The organism is Nocardioides sp. F233 (assembly GCF_057813895.1).
This window is the reverse complement of the sequence record NZ_JBVASH010000003.1, coordinates 195,593-219,712: the sequence shown is the minus strand read 5'-3', so window position 1 is coordinate 219,712 and position 24,120 is coordinate 195,593. Positions and strand designations below refer to the sequence as shown.

The following is a 24,120-nucleotide window of genomic DNA, read 5'->3' as shown; positions in this document are numbered from 1 at the left end:
TCCCGTCTATCCGGCGAACCAGCGCTGCTCGGCCGGTCGGATGTTGTGCCACACGTGCTTGGTCTCGCGGTACTCCTCGAGTCCGGCGAGGCCGAGCTCGCGGCCGGTGCCGGACTGCTTGAAGCCGCCCCACTCGGCCTGCGGGACGTACGGGTGGTAGTCGTTGATCCACACCGTGCCCATGCGCAGCCGGCCGGCGACCCGCTGGCCCCTGCCGGCGTCCTGGGTCCACACCGCGCCGGCGAGGCCGTAGATGCTGTCGTTCGCGATCCGGACCGCCTCGTCCTCGTCGATGAACGTCTCGACGGTCAGCACCGGGCCGAAGGACTCGTCCTGGGTGACGGACATGTCGCTGCGACAGCCGTCGAGCACGGTGGGGAGGTAGTAGTAGCCGTCGGCCAGCTCCGGGTCGTCAGGACGCCGGCCACCGCAGCGCAGCACCGCCCCCTCGGCGAGCCCGGCGGCGACGTACGCCTCCACCTTGTCGCGGTGCGCCGCGCTGGTCAGCGGACCGGTCTCGGCCTTGTCGTCGAAGGGGCCACCGAGCCGGATCCGGCCCGCCCGCTCGACCAGGGCCTCGACGAAGGAGTCGTGGACGGACTCCTCGACGAGCAGTCGGGCGCCGGCCGAGCACACCTGCCCGGAGTGCAGGAAGACCGCCGTGAGCGCGAAGTCGAGGGCGACCTCGAGGTCGGCGTCGGCGAACACGATGTTGGGGTTCTTGCCGCCCAGCTCCAGCGCCACCTTCTTGACGGTGCCGGCCGCGGCCGCCATCAGGCGCCGTCCGGTGGCCAGGCCGCCGGTGAAGGAGACCAGGTCGACCCGCGGGTCCTCGGCCAGCGGCGCACCGGCGTCCGGCCCGGCACCGAGGACCAGGTTGCCCACTCCGGCGGGCAGTCCGGCCTCGGTGAGCAGGCGCATCAGGTGGATCGCGGTGTGCGGCGTCAGCTCACTGGGCTTGAGCACGAAGGTGTTGCCGGCGGCGAGACAGGGCGCGACCTTCCAGGCGACCTGCAGCAAGGGGTAGTTCCAGGGGGCGATCAGGCCGCACACGCCGACGGGCTCGTGCACGATCCGGCTGACGACGTCGGGGTTTCCCGTGTCGATGACACGACCGGCGTCCTCGGCGGCGATCCGCCCGTAGTGACGGAAGACGCCGACGATGTCGTCGATGTCGTACTCCGACTCGACCAGGCGCTTGCCGGTGTCGAGCGACTCCATCCGCGCCAGCGCGGCCTTGTCACGCGTGAGCAGGTCGGCCACCCGCAGCAGCAGGTCGCCCCGCTCGCGGGCCGGCGTACCGGGCCAGGGACCAGCGTGGAAGGCCCGGTGGGCGGCGGCGATGGCGTCGCGGGTGTCGTCGGCGCTGGCCTCATCGACCTCGGCGACCAGGGTGCCGTCCGCGGGACAGCGGATCTGCCGGCGGCCGCCAGCGGCAGGCGCACACCACTCCCCGTCGACGAACAGATCCGGCACAGTGGCACCCCGCTCTTGGAATGGTGTTGCGTATCACGCACATCACTTCTCGTTGCGCAACGATCTGAGAATGCTGCGATCCCGCCCTCCCGTCAAGGACCCCCTGTGATCCAGTTCACTCCGCGTTCACTCGCGCCAGCTCCAGCCGAGCCGGTGCGAGATCTCCTCGGCGGCCGCCAGGCACTGGGGAATCACCGCCTCCAGCCGCTCCGACGAGAGCCGGAACGTGGGACCGGAGACGCTGATCGACGCGATGACGTCGCCGTGGGCGTTGCGGATCGGCGCGGCCACGGCCGTGAGACCGACCTCGAGCTCGTCGATCGCCAGGGAGTAGCCCTGTTCGCGGATCGTCGCCAGCTCCTTGCGCAGCTGGGCCTTGCTGGTGATGGTGGCCGGCGTGAACCGCGCCAGCGAGCCGAGCGCCTCGGCCAGCTGCTCGGGCGTGAGCTCGCTGAGCAGCACCTTGCCGTTGCTCGTCGCATGCAGCGGGATGTGCTGCCCCACCCAGTTGTGGGACTGCAGCGCGGAGGAGCCCGCGACCTGGTCGAGGTAGAGCGCCGCATGCTCGGCGCGCACCGTCAGGTTGACCGTCTCCCCCGTGTCGGCCGCCAGCTGCCGGGTGATCGGGCGCGCCTCCTGCACGAGGTCGAGCCGGGCGGTCGTGGCGCCCGCGAGGCGGAGCAGGCCCACGCCGAGCGAGTACCGCCCCCGGTCCCCCGCCTGCTCGACGAGCCGGTGCGCCTCCAGGGTGGAGACGAGCCGGAACGCGGTCGACTTGTGGACCTCGAGCTCGGCCGCGATCTCGGTGACGCCGGCCGTGCCGAGCCTGGCCAGCACCTCCAGGATGGTCAGCGCCCGGTCGACCGACTGGACGGTGGCTGCCTCGCTGTTGCTCATGGCGCAACGATAGGCCTCATGCGGCACACGTCAACGGACGTGCGGTCGCCCCGTCAGCGGAAGACGACGGTGCGATGACCGTTGAGCAGGACCCGTGACTCGGCGTGCCAGCGCACGGCGCGCGAGAGCACCTGAGCCTCGACGTCGCGGCCCGCGGTCACCAGCTGGTCCTGGTTGAAGCCGTGGTCCACCCGCACCACGTCCTGCTCGATGATCGGGCCCTCGTCGAGGTCGGCGGTGACGTAGTGGGCCGTCGCGCCGACGAGCTTCACGCCCCGGTCGAAGGCCTGGTGGTAGGGCTTGGCGCCCTTGAAGCTCGGCAGGAACGAGTGATGGATGTTGATGGCCCGCCCGCTGAGCTCGGAGCACATCCGGTCCGACAGCACCTGCATGTAGCGGGCCAGCACGACCAGGTCGACGTCGTGCCGGGCGATCAGGTCACGCAGCTGGTCCTCGGCCTGCTCCTTCGTGTCCGGCGTGACCGGGATGTGCACGAACTCCAGTCCGTGCGCCCGCGCCAGGGGCTCGGCGTCGCGGTGGTTGGAGACGACCGCGGGGATCTCGATCTGGAGGGACCCGGTGCTGTAGCGGAAGAGCAGGTCGTTGAGGCAGTGCAGGTGCTTGGAGACCATGATCAGCGTTCGGTACGGCGCCCGCGCGTCCCACAGCTCGAAGGTCATCTCGAACCGGTCGGCCACCTCGACGAAGGCCCGGCGCAGCTCATCGGCGCTCGACCCCTCGCTGGCGACGACGAAGTCGAGCCGCATGAAGAACCGGCCGGTGTTCAGGTCGCCGAACTGCTGGCTCTCGATGATGTTGCCGCCGTGGGCCACCAGGAAGCCCGACACGGCGTGCACCACGCCGGGCCGGTCGGGGCAGGTGAGGACCAGGACGAAGTCGCCGGACGGGGCGCTGGCCACGCCCGAGGCCCGCTCAGTCACCGAGCTCGGCCCGACGCCGGACGACGTACTCGCGCAGCTCCTCCTCGATCGCCGCGTCGAGTGGCGGCGCCTCGTACTCCTCGAGCTTCTTGCGGTAGATCACCTCGGCGCGGGCGTTCGCGTCCTTGCCGCCTCCCCGCATCCAGCGCTCGTAGTTCTCCGAGGAGGACAGCAACGGCCGGTAGAAGCAGGTGCGGAAGCGCTCCATGGTGTGCATCGCGCCGAGGAAGTGGCCGCCGTGACCGACCTCCTCGTGCGCACCGAAGGCCATCGAGTCCTCGTCGATCTCCAGCGGCGTGAACTCGGCCTGCATCATCTGCAGCAGCTCGATGTCGACGATGAACTTCTCGTAGCCGGCGACCAGGCCACCCTCCAGCCAGCCGGCGGAGTGCATCACCCAGTTCGCGCCGGCCAGGAAGGTCGGCAGCATCGTCATCAGCGCCTCGTAGCCGGCCTGCGCGTCGGCCACCTGGGAGGACGTCAGGCCGCCGCCGGTGCGGAAGGGCAGCCCGAAGTGCCGGGCGATCTGGCCGGTGCACAGCAGGCCCAGGCCCGACTCGGGGGTACCGAAGGTCGGCGAGCCCGACTGCATGTCGATGTTGGACAGGAAGGACCCGAAGATCACCGGCGTACCGGGCCGGATCAGCTGCGAGAGCGCGATGCCGGAGAGCGCCTCGACGATCTGCTGCACCAGGGCCGCCGGGATCGTCACGGGCGACATCGCACCCATCAGGATGAACGGCGTCAGCACGACCGGCTGGCCCGCACCGGAGTACTCGAACTGCGCCTCGAGCATGCGGTCGTCCCAGCGCAGCGGCGAGTTGCAGTTGATCAGCGAGATGGTGGCCGGCGTCGCCTCGATCGCCTCGCGGGAGCCGAACAGGATCGAGGTCATCGCCAGGGTGTCGGCGGCATTGACGCCCGAGACGACGTTGCCCATGTAGACCTTGTCGGTCAGCGTCTGCAGGGCAAGGGTCATGTCGAGGTGCCGGCTGTCGAGCGGCGTGTCGTTGGGCTCGCAGATGACGCCGCCGGCGGAGTCGAGGACCGGGAAGGACTGGGCGAGCTTGGTGAAGTTGGTGAAGTCGTCCATGGTCGCGTCGCGGCGGACCTCACCCTGGCGCACGAACGGCGGCCCGTAGACGGCGCCGAAGGCCATCGAGTCGCCGCCGATGTGGATGTTGTTGGCCGGGTTGCGGGCCTGGACGTCGAACTCCGCCGGCGCCTTCGCGACCTGCGCCAGGACGAAGTCCGGGTCGAGGAACACGGTGTTGCCCTCGACCCGCTGGCCCGCCTTGCGGAACAGCTCGAGCGCGCGCTCGTCCATGAACTCGACGCCGATCTCGGTCATCAACCTGCGCCAACCCTTGTCGAGGGTGGCCATCGCTTCAGCGGAGAGCACCTCGTAGCGCGGCATCCGGTTGTGGAACATCGAGCCTCCTAGGGTCCTTGACCGGGAATCCTTCCGCATCCTAGCCTCATGATATGGGAACCGAGTTCCACATCATGGAACTCTTGTGAGACCGAACGGAACCCCCTCGTGAGCATCCGATGAGCACGCCCCCCAGCACCGGCACGCAGGCGGTCGATCGCGCCGCCCTGCTCGTCGCGACGGTCGTGCGTGCCGACGAGCCGCTGGCCTTCGCGGACCTGCAGGAGATCTGCGGGCTGCCCAAGTCGACGACCTCGCGGATGCTGGCCGCGCTCGAGCGCACGGAGCTGCTCGAGCGCAACGACGCCGGCTCCTACGTCGCCGGCCCGCTGTTCTGGCTGTACGCCGCCCGCCACGACCCGTGGGAGGAGCTGGTCCGGCTGGCCCGGTCCACGATGGACAAGGTGGGCGCCGACACCGGTGAGACCGTGCACCTCTCGGTGTGCCGCGGCGACCGGGTCGTGCAGGTCGCCCAGGTCGACTCGACGTACCTGCTCGGCACCCGCGACTGGACGGCCGTGGACGTGCCCGCGCACTGCTCGGCGCTCGGCAAGGTGCTCCTGGCCCACGGCGTCGCAGACCTTCCCACCGGGGAGCTCGAGCAGCTGACCCCGCACACGATCACCGACCGCGCCGCGCTGCGGCGCGAGTTCGCCCAGGTGGTGCGTCGTGGTTGGGCCGGCACCGTCGACGAGCTCGAGATCGGACTGTCCGGCATCGCCGCGCCGGTGCGTGGCCGCGGCGGCGAGGTGGTGGCGGCCCTGGGCATCTCGGGTCCCACGCCGCGCCTGGTCGAGCGGCGCGACGAGATCGGACGAAAGTTGAGCGACCGAGCGGAGCAGCTATCCGGGCTGCTTCGTCGGCACACGCGCAAGGAGGGCGTGGCATGACCCCAGAAGAGATCCTGCAGGGCCTGTACGACGAGACGCTGGTCGGCAACGCTCCGCGCGTGCTCGAGCTGACCAACGACGGGCTCGCGCTCGACATGGAGCCGCAGACGCTGCTCTTCGACGCACTCATCCCCTCGCTGGAGGAGGTCGGCGCCCGCTTCGAGCGCGGCGACTTCTTCGTGCCCGAGATGCTCATCGCCGGCCGGGCGATGGCCGGCGCCATGGAGCGGTTGCGACCGCTGCTGGCGGAGACCGGCGTCGAGACGATCGGCAAGTTCCTGATGGGCACGGTCAAGGGCGACGTCCACGACATCGGCAAGAACCTGGTCAACATCATGCTGGAGGGCGCCGGCTTCGAGGTGATCGACCTCGGTGTGCAGGTGGCGCCGGAGAAGTTCGTCGCCGCGATCGAGGAGCACCAGCCCGACATCGTCGGCTTCTCGGCCTTCCTCACCACCACGATGCCGATGTTCAAGGCCAACATGAACGCCCTCGAGAAGGCCGGCCTGCGCAACGACGTCATCGTCATGGTCGGCGGTGCGCCGGTCACCCAGGAGTACGCCGACGCGGTCGGCGCCGACGGGTACGCCGCCGACGCCTCGCAGACCGTGAAGCGCGCCAAGGCGCTGCTCCACGAGAAGCGCGCGACGGTCCCCGCATGAGCGCCCCTCGTCTCGAGACCCGGCTGCGCTCCGCCACGCAGGAGGTCGTGATCGGGCACGACACCCGCTTCTGCCTGATCGGCGAGCGGATCAACCCGACCGGCCGCCGCATCTTCCAGGAGCAGCTGCGCGCCGGCGACCTCTCCGCGATCGAGCGCGACGTCCAGGCCCAGGTCGAGGGCGGTGCCGATGTGCTCGACATCAACATGGGCGTCCCCCTCACCGACGAGGCCGACCTGCTCGCCAAGGCGATCACGTTGGTCCAGAAGATCACCGACAAGCCGATCTGCATCGACTCCTCCGTCGTCGAGGCGCTCGAGGCCGGGCTGGCGGTCTACCAGGGCCGCGCGCTGGTCAACTCGATCACCGCCGAGGACGAGCGGATGGCGCAGATCCTGCCGCTGGTCAAGAAGTACGACGCGGCGATCATCGCCCTGCCCAACGACGAGGACGAGATCCCGATGGAGGTCGAGAAGCGGGTCGAGCTGACCCGCAAGATCATCCGGGTCGCGACCACGGAGTACGGCATCGCGGCCGCGGACATCGTGATCGACCCACTCGCCATGCCGATCGGCGCCGACCAGACCGTCGTGGTCACCGTGCTGGAGACGATGCGGCGCATCCGCGACGAGTTCGGCGTCAACATGACCTGCGGTGCGTCGAACGTGTCCTTCGGGATGCCGTCGCGGCACGCCCTCGGCGCCACCTTCCTGCCGATGGCCATGCAGGCCGGGCTCACGTCCGCGATCATGGACACCCGCACGCCCCAGATCGTCGAGGCGGTCAAGGCCGCCGACCTGCTGCTCGGCCACGACGAGTGGGGCGGCGCGTGGATCGCCGCGCACCGCGCCCGGCAGGCGGCGACGGCGTGACGGCCGGATGAGCGCCGCATGACCTCGGACGCGGAGGCGCCGGGCCCGGACTTCTCGCTCGACCACGTCGGCCGCGAGGGGCTGATGGCCAGCCCCGGTACGGAGCTGGTGACCCACGACGGCACCGGCCGGGTCGAGCTGTCGTTCACCGTCGAGGACGCCGGCGGCGCTCCGCCCACGCAGCGCAGCGTGCGGGTGCCGCCCGGCGTGACGGTCTTCGACTCCGCGTCGTGGAACGGCATCGCCATCGACTCCACCTGCGGCGGCCACGGCACCTGCCACAAGTGCAAGGTGCGCGTCGACACCGCCACGCCCATCTCCCGCCACGACGTCCGCACGTTCACCCGCGACCAGCTCGACGACGGCTGGCGGCTCGCTTGCCTGGTGCAGGCGACGCGCGACCTCAAGGTCGACGTGCCTCCGCTGACCACGCGCCCGAAGGCCGCGACCGTCGGCGTGGGCCGCCAGGTGATCCTGCGTCCCGCCGTGCAGAAGAGGTACGTCGAGCTGACCGAGCCCGACCTCGCCGACCAGCGCACCGACCTCGACCGGCTGCTCGCGGCGGTCGACGACCTCGCCCCGCAGCCCGACCTGCACGTGCTGCGCCGGCTCCCCCACGTGCTGCGGGCGGCGGACTGGAAGGTCACCGCGGTCGTCGTCGACGAGGTCCTCATCGACGTCGAGCCCGGCGACACCACCGCTCAGCGCTACGCGATCGCCTTCGACCTCGGCACCACCACGGTGGTGGCGACCCTGCTGGACGTCGCCCTCGGCACGCCGGTCGGGGTGGCCTCGATGCTCAACAAGCAGCAGCCGTACGGCGGTGACGTGATCACCCGGATCAGCGCGACCATGATGGATCCGGAGACGCTGCCCCGGCTGCAGCAGGCGGCGGCCGCGACCCTCGCGGAGCTGGCCGCGCAGGTGTGCCGCGAGGGTGGCGTCGATCCGCAGCACGTCTACGAGGTCGCGATCGCCGGCAACGCGACCATGACGGCGCTGGTGCTGGGCATCGACCCGGAGCCTCTCGGCGTCGCTCCCTTCGTGATGTCCACCGCGCAGCCGCCGACGGTGCTGGCCACCGACGTGGGGCTCGACCTCCATCCCCGGGCCCGGGTGGTCTTCTTCCCCGCCCTGGGCGCGTACGTCGGCGGCGACATCGTCGCCGGGATGCTCGCCACCGGCATGGACCGCGACAAGCGGACCCGGCTGTTCATCGACGTCGGCACCAACTGCGAGCTCGTGGTCAGCGACGGCGACCGGATCCTGTCGACCGCCGCTCCCGCGGGGCCGGCGTTCGAGGGTGGCGCGATCAAGTGCGGCATGCGCGCCGCCGACGGTGCCATCGAGGTGATCAAGCTCGGCACGACAGCCGAGGACGCCGTCCAGCTCGGCGTGATCGGCGACGTCGAGCCGAAGGGCCTGTGCGGGTCCGGGCTCGTCGACGCGGTGGCCGAGCTGGTGCGGGTCGGGCTGCTGGACGCCTCGGGTCGGTTCGTGCCCGACGAGCAGGCACCCGAGGTCGCGCCGGCGCTGGCCGACCGGCTGACCCGGATCGGCGAGGAGCGGGTCTTCGTGCTGCACCGTCCGCACGCGGGCGCCGTACCCGAGGAGTGCGTGGTGCTCTCGCAGCGCGACGTGCGTGAACTGCAGTTCGCGAAGGCGGCGATCTCCACCGGCTGGACGCTGCTGCTCGAGGAGCTCGGCCTCGAGCACCGCGACGTCCAGCAGGTGCTGATGGCAGGCTCGTTCGGCAGCTACATCTCCCCCGCCTCCGCGGTCCGGATCGGGCTGGTCCCGAAGCTGCCCGTGCTGCGGATCGTCTCGGCCGGCAACGTGGCCGGTGAGGGCGCGAAGATGGCTCTGTTGTCCGTGCGCGAGCGCGCCGGCGCCGCGGCCCTGCTGCAGGAGGTGACCTATGTCGAGCTCTCGGACCGCGCCGACTTCAACGACCGGTTCGTCGACCAGCTCGGGTTCTGAGCCTGCCCTCGACCTGATCGCCTGCGGCGCACTCGCCCAGCCGGCGGCGGAGATCGCCGCGCGGCGTGGCTGGCCGGTCACCGTGCACCCCCTCCCCCCGCTGCTGCACAACCAGCCGCACCTGATCGCCGGCGAGGTGCGTCCCCTGGCCGAGCGGCTGCTCGCAGCAGGTCACCGGGTCGCGATCGGGTACGCCGACTGCGGCACCTACGGCGCGCTCGACGACGTGTGCGCCGAGCTCGGCCTCGCGCGGTTGCCCGGGCTGCACTGCTACGACGTCCTCGCCGGACCGGAGCGGCTGGCACGGTTCTTCGAGGAGCAGCCCGGCACCTACGTGCTGACCGACTTCCTGGTCCGCTCGTTCGCCCGCACGGTGCTGCGCGAGCTCGGCCTGGACCGCTACCCGGAGCTGCGCGACGACTACTTCGGCTCCTACACCCGGGTCGTGTGGCTCGCCCAGGAACCGGACGACGAGCTGCAGGCGCTGGCCGAGCAGGCTGCCGCGGCGATCGGCCTGCCGCTGAGCGTGGTCGACACCGGACACACCGGCCTGGAGTCGGCGCTGGCCCACCTCGTCACGGACGCATGGTGCGACTCGCGAAGCGAAGCCGGTACCGCCCCGGCGTGACCCCGACGTCGGCGGTGAAGCTGGTCCGGAAGGTCGTGGGCGAGTAGTAGCCGGCGTCGTGGCTGATCCGGTCGAGCGGGAGGTCGGTCGTCTCGAGCAGGCGCTTGGCGATCGCGATGCGTTCAGCCGCCACCCAGCGCATGGGCGTGGTCCCGATGTCACGCTGGAAGCGGCGGGCGAGGGTGCGGGGCGAAGCTGCGGCCGCGCTGGCGAGCCGCTCGAGGGTGACGTCCTCGTGCAGCTCTACCCGCGAACCTGACGCTCCCCCGAGGCTCAGCCGTCGATCCGAGCCAGCCAGTCCTGGCGCCACGCCTCCGTCTCGGCCACCTGGTTGAAGGTGTAGAGGTGCAGGCCGGCCACCCGCATCAGTGGATCGCCGAGGGTCGGCGCACACTTCTCCACGAACGACTCCCCCGTGAACCCGCCGGGCGCGACCAGGCGGGTCATCAGGCCCTTCTGCTTGGCCAGGAACCGCGTCGAGTCGCCGACGCCGATCTTGGTCGCCATGCCGAGCAGCTTGGTCCGGTCGACCGGACCCGGGACACCGAGCAGGAGCGGCAGCTCGACCCCGCGCCGTCGTACGCGTTGCAGCCAGTCCTTGAGCACCGCCGGGTCGAAGGTGAGGTTGCTGACGATGTACGTCGCGTGCTTGCGCTTGTCCCACATCGACTGCACCGTCAGGTCGTCGTGGATCTTCGGGTGGCTCTCGGGGTAGCCGGTCACGCCGATGTGCGCGAAGGGACTGCCGATCGCGGTGAGGTCCTCCAGCAGCGACACCGCGTCGTGGTAGTCGCCGACCGGGTCGGCGTCGCCGCCGGGCACGAAGACGTTCGTGATGCCGGCCGCGGTCAGCCGGGCGACCAGCTCCACGAGCTCGGAGCGGCCGCTCACCATCCGCGCCGCCACGTGCGGGACGACGGTGTAGCCGGCTGCAGCCAACCGTTCCGCGGTGCCGACGGTGCGCTCGAGTCCCATCGACGGCGAGGCGGTGACGGTCAGGGGCACCTCGGTCGGGACCGCCTCGAGGATCTTCGCCTCGATGGTCGCCGTCGGGAGGATCTCGTAGCGGGCGTTGCCGAGCAGCCGGCGGACCGTGGCCCGGTCCTGGGTGCGCATCACAGGACCTCGTCCTCGGGGGCGGGATCGGCACCCAGGCTGGCCAGGGCGACGGTCTGGTGCTCGACCAGGTCGTACTTCTGCGCATGCAGGACCGCGCGGCGCACGCGCGCCGGCAGCGTGGACTCGTAGGGCTCGGCGCGCAGGGACTTCACGAGGGACACGCACATCGCCACGATGATCAGCATGAACGGCCCGGCGACGATGATCACCAGGGTCTGCAGGGCGCCCAGTCCGCCCGACCACAGCAGGATCGACGCCACCGCGCCCTGGGCGACGCCCCAGAAGACGACCAGCCACCGCATCGGCTCCTCCTTGCCGTGCTGGCTGAGCATTCCCATCACGATCGAGGCGGAGTCGGCACCCGTGATGAAGAAGATCGCGATCAGGAACACGGCGAGGACCACGGTGACCGAGGCGATCGGGTACTCGCGCAGCGTCGTGAACAGGGCGCTCTCGGTGCCTTCCTTCGCGAGCACGGCCCCCAGGTCGTCGGCGCCGCTCAGCTGCACGTCGAAGGCGGACCCGGCCATGATCGAGAACCACACGAACGAGACCAAGCTGGGCACCGCGATCACGTAGACCACGAACTCGCGGATCGTCCGCCCCTTCGAGATCCGGGCGATGAACATGCCGACGAAGGGCGTCCAGGACACCCACCAGGCCCAGTAGAAGATCGTCCAGCCACTGATGAACGCGTCGCCACCGAATGCTCCGGTGCGGAACGACATGGCCGGCAGGTGGGTGAGGTACCCACCCAGCGACTCGGTGAAGGTGCTCATGATGAACACGGTCGGCCCCACCACGAAGAGGAAGAACACCAGCAGCACAGCGGCGACCGCGTTGGCGTTGGAGAGGATCTGCACGCCCTTGTCGACACCGCTCACCGCCGATGCCACGAAGCACACCGTGAGGAAGGCGATCACGCCGACGGTGAGCCACTTGGAGTCCCCGGAGCCGAACACGTCGTCGAGCCCGCCGGTGATCTGCAGGGCACCGAGGCCCAGGGAGGTGGCCGACCCGAACAGGGTGGCGAAGATCGCGATCACGTCGATCGCCTTGCCCGGTCCCTGCGTGGCACGGCGCCCCAGCAGCGGACCGAACGCCCCCGACACCAGGTTGCCGGCGCCCTTGCGGTAGGCGAAGTAGCCGATGGCCAGGCCGATGACGGCGTACATCGACCAGGGGTGCAGCCCCCAGTGGAAGAACGCGTACTCCATCGCGGTGCGGGCTGCCTCCGGCGTGCCCGCCTCGGCGCGGCCGGGAGGGGTGCTGCCGGGGTCGGTCGAGGTGAGGTAGGTCAGCGGCTCGGCAACGCCCCAGAACATCAGGCCGATCCCCATCCCGGTGGCGAACATCATCGACACCCACGAGAAGGTCGAGAACTCGGGGGTCGAGTCGTCCGGACCGAGCCTGATGTTGCCGTAGCGGGTCAGGGCGAGGTAGCCGGAGAGGATCAGGAACCCGGCGCTGACGAGCACGAACATCCAGCCGAAGTCGTCCGTGATCCAGGCCAGCACCTTGCTCGTGCTGGTGGTCATCGAGTCCGAGTCCACAGCACCCCACAGCAGGAAGGCGAGGACGAGGGCGGCCGCGACGCCGAACGTGACCCGGTCCAGTGGCGCGGTCGATTCTTCCGGGGTCACCTCGGCCATGATCGCCCTCCCGTGAGGCACCTGTGGTTGCGCCATCCGCAACCTGATTCGGATAGCGCAACCACCATGCGCCGGTGACCCGGCTCGCGTCAAGCAGTTCTCAACGCTGGAGGATGCTGAACGAGCGCGTCGTCGGCTGGTAGCCGGCGTACGTGTCCGAGCCGGCCCACACCAGGCTCAGCCGGTGTCGGCCACGCGACAGCTTCTTGAGGGTCACCGTGCCGGAGCGGCCGGCGACGACCTTGGCGGTGCCGAGCACCCGGTTCCCCTCGACGATCTTCACGGTCCCGCGGAATCCCCGGGGCGTGCCCACCTTGACGGTGCCCCGGGCACGGCCGCCCGCGGCCACCTTCGCTGGGAAGGTCTCGCGCAGCCCGACCGACGGCCGGCCGTCGCCGGTGACCACCGGCCCCTTCGGCCCGGCCGCGTCCTTCTCCGGGAGGACGACGGTGATCGCGGCGACGCGCGAGCCGTTGACGACACGCAGCTCCTGGGCGCCGTACAGGCAGCACGGGATCGTGAACGCACCGCTCACCGTGCCCGACGCATCGAGCGGGAAGGTGCTCATCGGCCAGCCGCCGAGCGAGGCCATCACGGGGATCTTCTCGTCGGCGGTCGACGGTGCGGCCTCGAGCAGGTTGTAGGCGGTGAAGGCCAGCTCGCGAACCTGCACGGGCGAGACCGTGCTGGTGATGATGTCGGTCGGTGCGTCGAGGTCGTAGACGTACTGGGTCATCAACGACGGGGCGCTGACCAGCGGGTCGCACTTCCCCCGCACCACGGCGGACCTGAGGCCCGACTCGTCCGTGCCCGAGAACGCGAAGCTCACCTCACGCGGACGCAGCTCCCGGGCCCCGGTGTGCGCCTGGACGTCGTAGAAGTGAGGTGCGAAGTCGACGTTCGAGTCGTCCCTGACGATGCCCCCGAGGTCGTCGCCAGTCAGGGTCATCGCCGGCAGGCCCGCACGATCGACCAGCGCGACGTCGTACTCGACCGTCACGTCCCTGGCCAGGTCGAAGGGCAGGAAGTCCGTGTCGATCGGCCCGAGGTCGAAGTTGACCTCCGCCCACTCCCCGTTCGGCAGCGGGTTGGGCAGGTCGAGCCAGATCTCGGTCGTCCAGCTCGCGAGCTCCGCGGTCGTCCTCGTGACGGTGGGCTCCGGGGTCCACTCCGTCACCTCGACCTGGATGTCGCAGTCGGTGAGCGTGTAGTCGCGGCCGGCGCCGTCGGCATCGGCCGTCGGGGTGAGCGCGAGGGTGGATCCGGCGAGCGCGGCGCAGAGCAGGCCGGCCTTGAGGTGCTGACGCATGGTGCATCCCTTCCGTGGTGTCGGTCGGCTAGTGCCGCCGAGCACCCGGTTCGGTTCACCGGAAGGTCAGCGCACACCCCACGAGTAGGTCTGCTTGCGCAGCTTGAGGTACAGCAGGGTCTCGGTGCTCAGCACGCCGGGGATGGTCCGGATCCGGCGCGAGATGATCTCGAGCAGGTGCTCGTCGCTCTCGGCGACGACCTCGGCGAGGAGGTCGAACGAGCCGGCCGTGATCACGACGTAGTCGACCTCGGTGAACTCGGCGAGGGCGTCGGCGATCGGCTCGAGCTCGCCCGTGGCGCGGATCCCGATCATCGCCTGGCGGGCGAAGCCGATCTCCGTGGGATCGGTGACCGCCACGACCTGCATCACGCCGCTGTCGACGAGCCGCTGGACCCGCTGGCGCACGGCCGCCTCGGAGAGGCCGACCGCCTTGCCGATGGCGGCGTACGAGCGCCGGCCGTCCTCCTGGAGCTCGGCGATGATGGCCTTCGAGACGTCATCGAGGGGCGGTGACTTCGGCTTGGACACAGGCCGATCCTCACAGGCTCGGACCCCGCGTTGCAACACTCAAGTACGGATTCCGTTGCAATCTGGTTAATCGGCTTCGGAATCGCTTGTCATGTGACGTGGGCCATGTCACGATCGGCACGTTCTGTTCTGGGGAGGTGCAATCAGTTGGTCAATGCCCGTCTGAGTCGCAGGGCGGCACTTCGAGGAGGTGCCGGGCTCCTGCTCGGCGGTGCCAGTCTCGGTGTGCTCCCGCTCTTCGGCACCCCTGACCGCAAGCAGGATCCGGCGAGCTGCCGGACCCGCGACCTGTCGTCGTCCGACAAGCGGCTGGTCGTGTCGAACTGGCCCGGCTACATCGACGAGGACGACGGGGACTACAAGTCCACGCTCACCGAGTTCGAGGACCGGACCGGCATCAAGGTCAGCTACACCGCCGATGTCAACGACAACCTCGAGTTCTTCGCGAAGGTCGTCAACCAGCTCGGCTCGTGCCAGTCCTCGAAGCGCGACATGTTCGTGCTCACCGACTGGATGGCGGCCCGGATGATCCAGGTCGGCTGGATCCAGCCGCTCGACAAGGCGAAGGTTCCCAACGTCCACGCCAACCTGATCGACTCGCTCCAGCACGTCGGCTGGGACCCGGACCGCACGTACTCCGCGCCCTGGCAGAGCGGCCTGACCGGCATCGCCTACAACAAGTCGAAGGTCAAGGAGGTGCGCTCCTTCGAGGAGCTGCTCACCCGCTCCGACCTGCGCGGCCGGATCTCGCTGCTCACCGAGATGCGCGACACGATGGGCCTGATCATGCTGACCGAGGGCGCCGACCCGGCGAACTTCGACCAGAACGACTGGGACAACGCCATCGACCGGCTGCGCAAGGCCCGCAACGACGGCCAGGTGCGGGCGTTCACCGGCAACGACTACATCCAGGACCTGTCCGCCGGGAACATCCTGGCCTGCGAGGCGTGGTCCGGTGACGTCGCGGCCGCCGAGGACGAGAACCTCGTGTTCGTCTCGCCGGAGGAGGGCCAGATGATCTGGTCCGACAACATGCTGATCCCGAACCTCGCCGGCCACCAGGGCAACGCGGAGGAGTGGATCAACTACTACTACGAGCCCGAAGTGGCCGCGAAGCTCGCGGCGTACGTCTGGTACATCTGCCCGGTCAAGGGCGCCCAGGAGGCGATGGAGAAGGTCGACCCGAGCCTCGTTGACAACCAGCTGATCTTCCCGTCCGCCGAGTCGCTGAAGACGATGCACTCGTTCATGGCCCTCGAGGAGTTCCAGATCCGCGCCTACGAAGGAGATTTCGCCGATGTCATTGGCGGCTGACAGCGGCCGGAGTCTCCGGCTCACCGCGCTCACCAAGGAGTTCGCGACCTTCACGGCCGTGCGCTCCCTCGACCTCGAGGTCCCCGCCGGCAGCTTCTTCGCACTGCTCGGCCCGTCCGGCTGTGGCAAGACCACCACCCTGCGGATGGTCGCCGGGCTCGAGGTGCCGACCTCGGGCACGATCCACCTCGGCGACGACGAGATCACCTACGAGAAGCCGTACCGCCGTCCGGTCAACACGGTCTTCCAGAACTACGCGCTCTTCCCGCACCTCGACATCCGCGAGAACGTTGCCTTCGGCCTGCGCCGGCGCAAGGTCAAGGACGTCGACCAGCAGGTCAAGGAGATGCTCGCGCTGGTCGAGCTCGAGTCGCAGGCCGGCAAGAAGCCGCCGCAGATGTCGGGTGGCCAGCAGCAGCGCGTCGCCCTGGCCCGGGCACTGATCAACCGGCCCGAGGTGCTCCTGCTCGACGAGCCGCTCGGTGCACTCGACCTCAAGCTGCGCCGGGCGATGCAGATCGAGCTCAAGCGGATCCAGACCGAGGTCGGCCTCACCTTCGTGCACGTCACGCACGACCAGGAGGAGGCGATGACGATGGCCGACACGATCGCCGTCATGAACGGCGGCGTGATCGAGCAGATGGGCTCCCCCGCCGAGCTGTACGAGAACCCACGCACCACCTTCGTCGCCAACTTCCTCGGCCAGTCGAACCTGATCCCCGGCACCGTCGCCAGCGCCGACAGCGACGTCGTACGGGTCGACATGCACGGCATCCAGGTCTCGATCCCCGCCGACCGCGCGCACACCCGCAACGGCGACGGCTGGGTCGGCATCCGGCCCGAGAAGGTGCTCGTCGCCCCGGCCGGTGAGCCGATCGACGCGCCCGGCAACCACATGACCGGCGGCATCATCACCGACGTCAGCTTCGTCGGCGTCAGCACGCAGTACCTCGTGATGATGCCGTGGGGCCAGGAGCTGATGTCCTTCGAGCAGAACACCGGCCGACGCGCCGTGCTCGACAAGGGCACCAAGGTCGACGTGTCGTGGCGACCCGAGTTCGCGTTCCTGCTCCCCGCCAGCCAGGACGTCAACGCCGGCGTCATCGAGGAGGCCTAGGCCATGCGGCGGGGACGCTTCACCGGCTACTGGCTGATGCTGCCCGCGGGCCTGTGGCTCGCGCTGTTCTTCGTGATCCCGTTCTACTCCCTGCTCGCGACCAGCCTCTTCAACCCGAAGGGCTCGGTGCTGACCGGGTACGACGTCGACTACCGCTTCGCGAACTTCGTGGACGCGCTCAACGAGTTCTGGGAACCGCTCTTCCGCTCGCTGTGGTACGCCGGCGCCGCCACGGCGATCTGCCTGGTGCTCGGCTACGTGCTGGCGTACGCCATCGCGTTCAAGGCGGGCCGGTGGCGCAACCTGTTGCTGGTGCTGGTGATCGCGCCGTTCTTCACCAGCTTCCTGGTGCGCACCCTGTCCTGGAAGCTGATCCTCGCCGACGACGGGTTCGTCGTGAACACCCTGCAGTTCCTGCACGTGCTCGGTGCCGACGGCCGGCTGCTCGCGACACCGGTCGCGGTGATCGCCGGCCTCGTCTACAACTTCCTCCCGTTCATGGTGCTGCCGCTCTACGCCAGCCTCGAGAAGATCGACGGCCGGCTGATCGAGGCCGCCAGCGACCTCTACGCCTCCCCCACGCGGGGCTTCCTCAAGGTGACCCTGCCGCTGTCCAAGCCGGGCGTCGTGGCGGGCACCCTGTTGACCTTCATCCCGGCCGCCGGCGACTACATCAACGCGGCACTGCTGGGCAGCCCCAACCAGCGCATGGTCGGCAACGTCATCCAGAACCTGTTCACCAGCACCGGTGACTACGCCACCGCCGGCGCCCTCTCGGTGATCCTGATGGCGATCATCGTCGCGATGGTGATGGTCTACATCCGCACCGCGGGGACGGAGGAGCTCGTATGAACGGGGTGCAGCGCGCCGGGCGGTGGATCAGCGAGCACCTGGTGCTGGCGGCCGGGCTGCTCGTCCTGGTCTACATGTTCGTGCCGATCGCCGTCGTGATGCTGATGAGCTTCAACGACAACAGCAAGTCCCGCAACGTCTACGCGTTCCGCGACTTCACCTGGAACAACTGGGCCAACCCGTGCCGTCCGGACGGCATGTGCGCGGCCGTCGTACGCAGCATCGAGATCGGCCTGCTCGCCACCCTCGTGGCCACCCTGCTCGGCACCCTCGCGGCGTTCGCCCTGGTCCGGCACGACTTCATCGGCCGCTCGGTCGCCAACACGGTGATCTTCCTGCCGATGGCCTCCCCCGAGATCGTGATGGGCTCCTCGCTGCTGGCGCTGTTCGTCGCCGGCGGCTTCGGCGGCCGGCTGGGCTTCTGGACGATCTTCATCGCCCACGTGATGTTCTGCCTGTCCTTCGTCATCGTGACCGTGAAGGCACGATTGTCCGGCCTCGACGAGAACCTCGAGCAAGCCGCGATGGACCTCTACGCCAACGAGTGGACGACCTTCTGGCGGGTGACCTTCCCGCTCGTCTTCCCCGGCATCGCCGCCGCGGCCCTGCTCAGCTTCTCGCTGTCCTTCGACGACTTCATCATCACGAACCTCAACGCCGGCCAGACCGTCACCTTCCCGATGTTCGTGTGGGGCGTCGCCCAGCGCGGTATCCCGATGCAGGTCAACGTCGTCGGCACGGTCATGTTCCTGATCTCGCTGTTCCTGGTGCTCACCAACATGCTGGTCACCCGCAAGAAGGCCGCCGCGTAGCTCGTCGAGTAGCCCGATCCGCTAGGCGAGAGCGTATCGAGACGCCTCACCGCGCCTCGATACGTCGCTCGCTGGCGCTCGCTCCTACTCGACGAGCTCACACGACGAAGCGGCGGCCCGGGACCCCCACCGTCCCCGACCGCCGCTGTGTGGTGGCGTGCTGCTGCGCGTCCCCGCGGCTACAGCAGCCCCGCCGCCTCGGTGAGGACGGCGCGGAGCTTCTGCTCCATCTCGTCGAAGTGCTCCTGGCCGCAGATCAGCGGCGGCGAGAGCTGGATGACCGGGTCGCCCCGGTCGTCGGCGCGGCAGTAGAGCCCGGCGTCGTACAGGGCCTTGGACAGGAAGCCGCGCAGGAGTCGCTCCGACTCGTCCTCGTCGAAGGTCTCCTTGGTGGCCTTGTCCTTGACCAGCTCGATGCCGTAGAAGAAGCCGTCGCCGCGGACGTCGCCGACGATGGGCAGGTCGAGCAGCTTCTCCAGGGTGCCCCGGAAGGCTCCCTCCCGCTCGCGGACGCCCTCGTTGATCTTCTCGTCCTCGAAGATCTCCATGTTCTTCAGCGCCACCGCCGTGGAGACCGGGTGACCGCCGAAGGTGTAGCCGTGCAGGAAGGTCTCGGTGCCATGGGCGAAGGGCTCGTAGATCTTGTCGCTGGCGATCATCGCGCCGAGCGGCGAGTAGCCGGAGGTCAGGCCCTTGGCCGAGGTGATGATGTCGGGCTGGTAGCCGTAGCGCTCGGCACCGAACATGTGGCCGAGTCGGCCGTAGGCGCAGATGACCTCGTCGGAGACCAGCAGGACGTCGTACTGGTCGCAGATCTCACGCACCCGCTGGAAGTATCCCGGCGGCGGCGGGAAGCAGCCGCCGGCGTTCTGGACCGGCTCGAGGAAGACGGCCGCGACGGTGTCGGCGCCCTCGTTCTCGATGGCGACGGCGATCTGGTCCGCGGCCCAGCGGCCGAAGGCCTCGGGGTCGGAGCCGTCGAGGAAGCCGCCGGTGATCTCGGAGGCGCGGTACGCGTTGGTGTTGGGCACCCGGAAGGTCGAGGGCACGAGCGGCTCGAAGGGCGCCTTGAGGCCCGGCAGGCCGGTGATGGAGAGCGCTCCCTGGGTGGTGCCGTGATAGGCGATGGCGCGGCTGATGACCTTGTGCTTGCCGGGCTTTCCGACGAGCTTGAAGTAGTTCTTGGCCAGCTTCCAGGCCGACTCGACGGCCTCGCCGCCACCGGAGGTGAAGAAGACGCGGTTGAGGTCGCCGGGCGCGTAGCCCGCGATCTTCTCGGCGAGCTCGATCGCGGTCGGGTGGGCGTAGGACCACAGCGGGAAGAACGCGAGCTCGGAGGCCTGCTTGGCCGCCACCTCGGCGAGGTCGGTGCGCCCATGGCCGAGCTGGCTCACGAAGAGCCCACCGAGGGCGTCGAGGTACTTGCGTCCCTGGGCATCCCACACGTACGCGCCGTCACCGCGGACGATGATCGGCACGTCCGCCGTGTCGTACGACGACATGCGGGTGAAGTGCATCCACAGGTGATCCCGCGCGGACTTCTGGAGGGCGTCGTGCGCCGTTGCGTCTACCACCCGCCCATCTTGACCTTCCTTCCCGCAAACAGCAAGTGAATCAGTGGTCGTTTGGCACGTTTGCAACGGATTTCGTTGCCCCCGGGCTTCCGTACGACGGGCAGGCTGGTTACGCTCGCCAGCCATGACCCCCCTGCGCAACTTCATCGACGGCGCATCCGTCGACGCCGCCTCCGGAGCGACCTACGACGTCGTCAACCCGGCGACCGGCCAGGCCTACACCACCGCACCCGCCAGCGACGCCGAGGACGTCGACCGCGCGATGCGCGCCGCCGAGCGGGCCTTCGAGACCTGGGGCGAGACCACCCCGAAGGAGCGGCAGGAAGCGCTGCTGCGCATCGCGCAGGCGATCGAGGACCGGGCCGACGACTTCGTGCGGGCCGAGTGCGAGAACACCGGCAAGCCGATCGGCATCACTGCCGACGAGGAGATGCCGCCGAGCGTCGACGAGTTCCGCTTCTTCGCCGGCGCCGCCCGGGTGCTCGAGGGCAAGAGCGCGGGCGAGTACCTCAAGGACCACACCTCCTGGATCCGACGCGAGCCGATCGGCGTCGTCGGCCAGGTGACTCCCTGGAACTACCCGCTGATGATGGCGATCTGGAAGATCGCGCCCGCGCTGGCCGCCGGCAACACGATCGTCCTCAAGCCGAGCGACACGACCCCGGCCAGCACGGTGCTGCTCGCCGAGGTCGCCGCCGAGTTCCTGCCCGCGGGCGTGCTCAACGTGGTCTGTGGCGACCGCACCGCCGGCCGCGCGCTGGTCGAGCACAGGACGCCGCAACTGGTGGCGATCACCGGTTCGGTGCGCGCCGGCATGGAGGTCGCCGCCTCGGCCGCGACCGACCTCAAGCGGGTCCACCTCGAGCTCGGTGGCAAGGCCCCGGTCGTGGTCTTCGACGACGCCGACGTCGAGGCGGCCGCCGCCGCGATCGCCGGTGCGGGCTACTTCAACGCCGGCCAGGACTGCACCGCCGCCACCCGTGTCCTCGCCGGCGCAGGTATCCACGACGAGCTGGTCGCCGCCCTGGCCGAGCAGGCCCGGGCGACGCGGACGGGAATGCCCGACGACCCGGCGGTGGCGTACGGCGCCCTCAACAACCCCGACCAGCTGGCCCGCGTCGCCGGCATGGTCGACCGACTCCCCGACCACGCGCGGATCGAGGCCGGTGGCAGTCGGCCCACCGTCGCCGGCGGCGAGGGTGGCTACTTCTACGACGCCACCGTCGTCTCGGGCCTGCGCCAGGACGACGAGGTGATCCAGAACGAGATCTTCGGCCCGGTCATCACCGTCCAGCAGTTCGCCGACGAGGCCGAGGCCGTGCGCTTCGCCAACGACGTGCAGTACGGGCTGTCCTCCTCGGTGTGGACCAAGGACCACGGCCGCGCGCTGCGGATGTCCAAGCACCTCGACTTCGGCGTGGTGTGGATCAACACCCACATCCCCTTCGTGTCCGAGATGCCGCACGGCGGCTTCAAGCACTCCGGCTACGGCAAGGACCTGTCGATGTACGGGCTCGAGGACTACACCCGGATCAAGCACGTGATGTCGTACCACGGGGAGTGAGGCCGGCCGGGCCGGCGCGGGGCTGAAGGTAAAGGTTCGCTGAACCCGGTCCGGCGCCGGTGCCCGCGCCGTAGCGTCCCGCCCGAAGGAGGGACTCTGCGATGACGATGCTCGCCCGGCTCCTGGCGATGCTCCTGCTCCTCACCGGCCTCGGCCTGGTCACCGCCGGCTCCGCCTCGGCCGCCGGCAGGCCGTCGGCGCCCCGCGCTGTCGCCGCGGTCGCCGACGCCGGATCGGCGACCGTGACCTGGCAGGTGCCCGCCCGACGCGGTGGCTCGGCGATCCGGAGGTACGGCGTCCAGCGTCGCTCCGGCTCCGGCTGGACGACGGTCGCGACCGTGAGCGGTCGGACGTTGTCGTGGCGGGCCACCGGGCTGGCCAACGGGACGTCGTACGAGTTCCGGGTGCGGGCCCGCGGCAAGGCGCACTGGGGCAAGCCGAGCACCGGCGTCCGGGTCACGCCACGCACCGTCCCCGATGCACCGGGCGCGCCCGAGGCCGACAGCTATGCCGCCGCCCTCGGCACCTACTGGAAGGCACCTGCGAGCAACGGCGCCCCGATCGACTTCTACCGCGTCGAGACCTCGACCAACGGCAGCAGCTGGGCGCTCGCCGTGGACGCGCCCGCGCCGGGCACCTCCACCAACCCGGTGCTGCTCTCGGGACTCGTCCCGGGCGCCCGGTACTGGGTGCGGATCCGGGCGCACAACGCCGCCGGGTTCGGCGACCTCGCCGGCACCGGGCCCTACACCGCCCGGACGCCTCCGGGCGCACCGACCGGGCTGACCGCCACCCCCGGCAACGGCACGGTCGCGCTCACCTGGGTGCCGGCCACCGGCGGCGCCCCCGGCGAGACGGCGGCCGGGCTCTACCGTGTCGAGCAGAGCGTGGACGGCGGCACGACCTGGACCCTCGCCGGTGAGACCACCGCCCCGTCGTTCTCTGCAGGCCCCTTGACCAACGGGGTCGAGCACCTGTTCCGGGTGAGCGCACGGTCCACGACGGTCCGGGTCGGCTTCGGCCCGGCCAGCGCTACCGTCGCGGCCATGCCCACCGGCGCGCCGACCGAGCCGCAGGACCTGAGCCTGGCGTGGAACACCGAGCAGGCGACCTACCTGCTGACCTGGTCGCCGCCCGCGAGCGACGGTGGCTACCCGGTGAGCCACTACCTGGTCGAGGAGGCGCCCGGCTCCGCGACGACCCAGGTCGACGCGCCGCTGACCTCGTCGACGCCCGGCGCCGACGCGCTCGACCACAGCTACCGGGTCCGGGCCTGCAACCAGGCGGGATGCGGGGCCTGGGCAGGCCCGATCGGACCGGGCGCAGCACCGCCCTACGTCCTCTCCGTGTCGACCGGAACCTTGACGCTCGACGAGGGCACCACCACGACCTGCGACGTCGGCCTCGGCCTCGCCGCCCTCGCCGACACCGTGGTGTCCCTCGCGTCCTCCGACCCGTCCGTCAGCGTGGACAGCACGGTGACGGTCCCGGCCGGCTCGAGCTCCGCCACGGTCACCGTGACCGCTGCCGCGGACGACGACGTGGACGACGAGGCCGCCACGGTCACCGCGACCCTCGGGGGCCAGCAGCAGACCGTGGCGGTCGTGGTCGACGACACCACCCTGCCGCCGGGGCAGGTCACGTTCGACTCCCCCGTCCTCACCCGGACCAGTCCGACGTCGTACACGGTCGGGCTGGCGTGGACCTCGCCCGCGACCGGTCCGGTGACCGACTACGCGGTGCGGCGCAGTGTGGACGGCGGGGAGTTCAGCGACCTCGGCACCACCACGACGCCGTCGTACGTCGACACGAGCGCCTCGCCGCTCATGAGCTACACCTACCGGGTGGTCCCGCACGGCCCGGCGGGCGACGGCCCGGCGACCGACCTGCAGGTCACGACAGGACCGGCGTACACCCTGTCGGCGTCGCCCAGCACGGTGACCGTCACCGAGGGCGCCACCACCTCCTTCGTCGTGTCCCTCGACGTCCCAGCGCTGACGGACGTCGTCGTCACTGCCAGCAGCTCGCCGCCCGGAGCGGCGACCGTGCCCGGCACCGTCACGATCCTGACGGGCCAGACCTCGGCTCTCGTCCCGGTGGACGGCGTGCAGGACATCGACCTCGCCGACGATCCCGTTACCGTGACCGTGGCGCTCGGGACCCAGCAACGCCAGGTGACGGTCACGGTCGTCGACGACGACACCCAGGCGCTCGTGGTCGACCCGACGGGCCCGATCGACCTGGCGTCGCCCGGCGCCAGCGCGGACATCGACGTCCACCTGGCCTTCCAGCCGAGCGGCCCGGTCACCGTCACCCTCGCCTACTCCGGCAACAAGGCACACATCTCCGTCCCCGAGTTGACGTTCACGTCGACGGACTGGGACGTCGACCAGACCTTCACGATCACGAAGACCGGGAACAACGACACGGCGACGCTCACCATCACGACGCCCGGCGCGACCCCGGTCCAGATCCAGGTCAGCACCTAGGATCACGCC

At 70.0% G+C, this 24,120-nt stretch carries 21 protein-coding genes; 11 read left to right on the top strand and 10 right to left on the bottom strand.

Annotation, left to right across the window (positions count from 1 at the left end):
• Positions 1 to 6: 6 nt before the first annotated feature.
• From ACZYRU_RS12375 to ACZYRU_RS12360, 4 genes are all read right to left on the bottom strand, one after another.
• Positions 7 to 1,476, bottom strand: coding sequence for an aldehyde dehydrogenase family protein (locus tag ACZYRU_RS12375; protein ID WP_488957403.1), 1,470 nt, complete (start codon positions 1,474 to 1,476; stop codon positions 7 to 9).
• Positions 1,477 to 1,602: 126 nt separating this feature from the next.
• Entirely contained in the window at positions 1,603 to 2,373 is a 771-nt protein-coding gene (locus tag ACZYRU_RS12370; protein WP_488957402.1) for an IclR family transcriptional regulator, read from the bottom strand.
• Between the two features lie 53 nt (positions 2,374 to 2,426).
• On the bottom strand, positions 2,427 to 3,314 hold the full coding sequence (purU, locus tag ACZYRU_RS12365) for a formyltetrahydrofolate deformylase (protein ID WP_488957401.1): 888 nt from the start codon (positions 3,312 to 3,314) through the stop codon (positions 2,427 to 2,429).
• Positions 3,307 to 4,746 (bottom strand): trimethylamine methyltransferase family protein, encoded by a 1,440-nt coding sequence (locus tag ACZYRU_RS12360; protein WP_488957400.1) that lies wholly within the window; start codon positions 4,744 to 4,746, stop codon positions 3,307 to 3,309. Before ACZYRU_RS12360 ends, purU begins: the two co-directional genes overlap by 8 nt.
• Positions 4,747 to 4,865: 119 nt before the next feature.
• On the opposite strand from ACZYRU_RS12360, the gene ACZYRU_RS12355 reads away from it, so the two are divergent.
• Genes ACZYRU_RS12355 through ACZYRU_RS12335 form a run of 5 tightly spaced genes read left to right on the top strand, consistent with a single transcriptional unit; the run spans position 4,866 to position 9,778 of the window.
• Positions 4,866 to 5,636, top strand: a complete 771-nt coding sequence (locus ACZYRU_RS12355) for an IclR family transcriptional regulator (RefSeq protein WP_488957399.1) — start codon at positions 4,866 to 4,868, stop codon at positions 5,634 to 5,636.
• Positions 5,633 to 6,298, top strand: a complete 666-nt coding sequence (locus ACZYRU_RS12350; protein ID WP_488957398.1) for a corrinoid protein — start codon at positions 5,633 to 5,635, stop codon at positions 6,296 to 6,298. The genes ACZYRU_RS12355 and ACZYRU_RS12350 overlap by 4 nt, the downstream gene beginning before the upstream one ends.
• Positions 6,295 to 7,170 carry a dihydropteroate synthase gene (locus ACZYRU_RS12345; protein WP_488957397.1) on the top strand — a complete coding sequence of 292 codons (876 nt, stop codon included), beginning with the start codon at positions 6,295 to 6,297 and terminating at the stop codon, positions 7,168 to 7,170. Before ACZYRU_RS12350 ends, ACZYRU_RS12345 begins: the two co-directional genes overlap by 4 nt.
• A gap of 18 nt (positions 7,171 to 7,188) precedes the next feature.
• Positions 7,189 to 9,150, top strand: coding sequence for an ASKHA domain-containing protein (locus ACZYRU_RS12340; protein WP_488957396.1), 1,962 nt, complete (start codon positions 7,189 to 7,191; stop codon positions 9,148 to 9,150).
• Positions 9,089 to 9,778, top strand: a complete 690-nt coding sequence (locus tag ACZYRU_RS12335) for a DUF1638 domain-containing protein (protein WP_488957395.1) — start codon at positions 9,089 to 9,091, stop codon at positions 9,776 to 9,778. The genes ACZYRU_RS12340 and ACZYRU_RS12335 overlap by 62 nt, the downstream gene beginning before the upstream one ends.
• Here the strand turns inward: ACZYRU_RS12335 and ACZYRU_RS12330 are convergent.
• From ACZYRU_RS12330 to ACZYRU_RS12310, 5 genes are all read right to left on the bottom strand, one after another.
• A complete protein-coding gene (locus ACZYRU_RS12330) occupies positions 9,726 to 10,088 on the bottom strand; it encodes a helix-turn-helix domain-containing protein (protein WP_488957394.1) in 363 nt (120 codons plus the stop codon). The two genes, ACZYRU_RS12335 and ACZYRU_RS12330, sit on opposite strands and share 53 nt — an antisense overlap.
• On the bottom strand, positions 10,052 to 10,894 hold the full coding sequence (locus ACZYRU_RS12325; protein ID WP_488957393.1) for a methylenetetrahydrofolate reductase: 843 nt from the start codon (positions 10,892 to 10,894) through the stop codon (positions 10,052 to 10,054). Before ACZYRU_RS12325 ends, ACZYRU_RS12330 begins: the two co-directional genes overlap by 37 nt.
• Positions 10,894 to 12,549, bottom strand: a complete 1,656-nt coding sequence (locus ACZYRU_RS12320; protein ID WP_488957392.1) for a BCCT family transporter — start codon at positions 12,547 to 12,549, stop codon at positions 10,894 to 10,896. Before ACZYRU_RS12320 ends, ACZYRU_RS12325 begins: the two co-directional genes overlap by 1 nt.
• A gap of 100 nt (positions 12,550 to 12,649) precedes the next feature.
• Positions 12,650 to 13,858 (bottom strand): hypothetical protein, encoded by a 1,209-nt coding sequence (locus ACZYRU_RS12315; protein ID WP_488957391.1) that lies wholly within the window; start codon positions 13,856 to 13,858, stop codon positions 12,650 to 12,652.
• A gap of 66 nt (positions 13,859 to 13,924) precedes the next feature.
• Positions 13,925 to 14,389, bottom strand: a complete 465-nt coding sequence (locus ACZYRU_RS12310) for an AsnC family transcriptional regulator (RefSeq protein ID WP_179725630.1) — start codon at positions 14,387 to 14,389, stop codon at positions 13,925 to 13,927.
• A 225-nt stretch (positions 14,390 to 14,614) separates the two neighbouring features.
• On the opposite strand from ACZYRU_RS12310, the gene ACZYRU_RS12305 reads away from it, so the two are divergent.
• Genes ACZYRU_RS12305 through ACZYRU_RS12290 form a run of 4 tightly spaced genes read left to right on the top strand, consistent with a single transcriptional unit; the run spans position 14,615 to position 18,484 of the window.
• Positions 14,615 to 15,703 (top strand): polyamine ABC transporter substrate-binding protein, encoded by a 1,089-nt coding sequence (locus ACZYRU_RS12305; RefSeq protein ID WP_488957390.1) that lies wholly within the window; start codon positions 14,615 to 14,617, stop codon positions 15,701 to 15,703.
• Positions 15,687 to 16,820, top strand: a complete 1,134-nt coding sequence (locus tag ACZYRU_RS12300; RefSeq protein WP_488957389.1) for an ABC transporter ATP-binding protein — start codon at positions 15,687 to 15,689, stop codon at positions 16,818 to 16,820. The genes ACZYRU_RS12305 and ACZYRU_RS12300 overlap by 17 nt, the downstream gene beginning before the upstream one ends.
• 3 nt (positions 16,821 to 16,823) lie before the next feature.
• Positions 16,824 to 17,672: an ABC transporter permease gene (locus tag ACZYRU_RS12295; RefSeq protein ID WP_488957388.1), complete on the top strand. Its 849-nt coding sequence runs from the start codon at positions 16,824 to 16,826 to the stop codon at positions 17,670 to 17,672.
• A complete protein-coding gene (locus ACZYRU_RS12290) occupies positions 17,669 to 18,484 on the top strand; it encodes an ABC transporter permease (RefSeq protein ID WP_488957387.1) in 816 nt (271 codons plus the stop codon). Before ACZYRU_RS12295 ends, ACZYRU_RS12290 begins: the two co-directional genes overlap by 4 nt.
• Positions 18,485 to 18,663: 179 nt before the next feature.
• On the opposite strand, the gene ACZYRU_RS12285 is transcribed toward ACZYRU_RS12290, so the two are convergent.
• Complete coding sequence (locus ACZYRU_RS12285) at positions 18,664 to 20,058, bottom strand: aspartate aminotransferase family protein (RefSeq protein ID WP_488957386.1); 1,395 nt, start codon at positions 20,056 to 20,058, stop codon at positions 18,664 to 18,666.
• Positions 20,059 to 20,182: 124 nt separating this feature from the next.
• Between ACZYRU_RS12285 and ACZYRU_RS12280 the strand changes: the two genes are divergently transcribed.
• Both ACZYRU_RS12280 and ACZYRU_RS12275 read left to right on the top strand, forming a co-directional pair.
• A complete protein-coding gene (locus ACZYRU_RS12280; RefSeq protein ID WP_488957385.1) occupies positions 20,183 to 21,622 on the top strand; it encodes a gamma-aminobutyraldehyde dehydrogenase in 1,440 nt (479 codons plus the stop codon).
• A 101-nt stretch (positions 21,623 to 21,723) separates the two neighbouring features.
• Entirely contained in the window at positions 21,724 to 24,111 is a 2,388-nt protein-coding gene (locus ACZYRU_RS12275) for a fibronectin type III domain-containing protein (RefSeq protein WP_488957384.1), read from the top strand.
• Positions 24,112 to 24,120 lie beyond the last annotated feature (9 nt).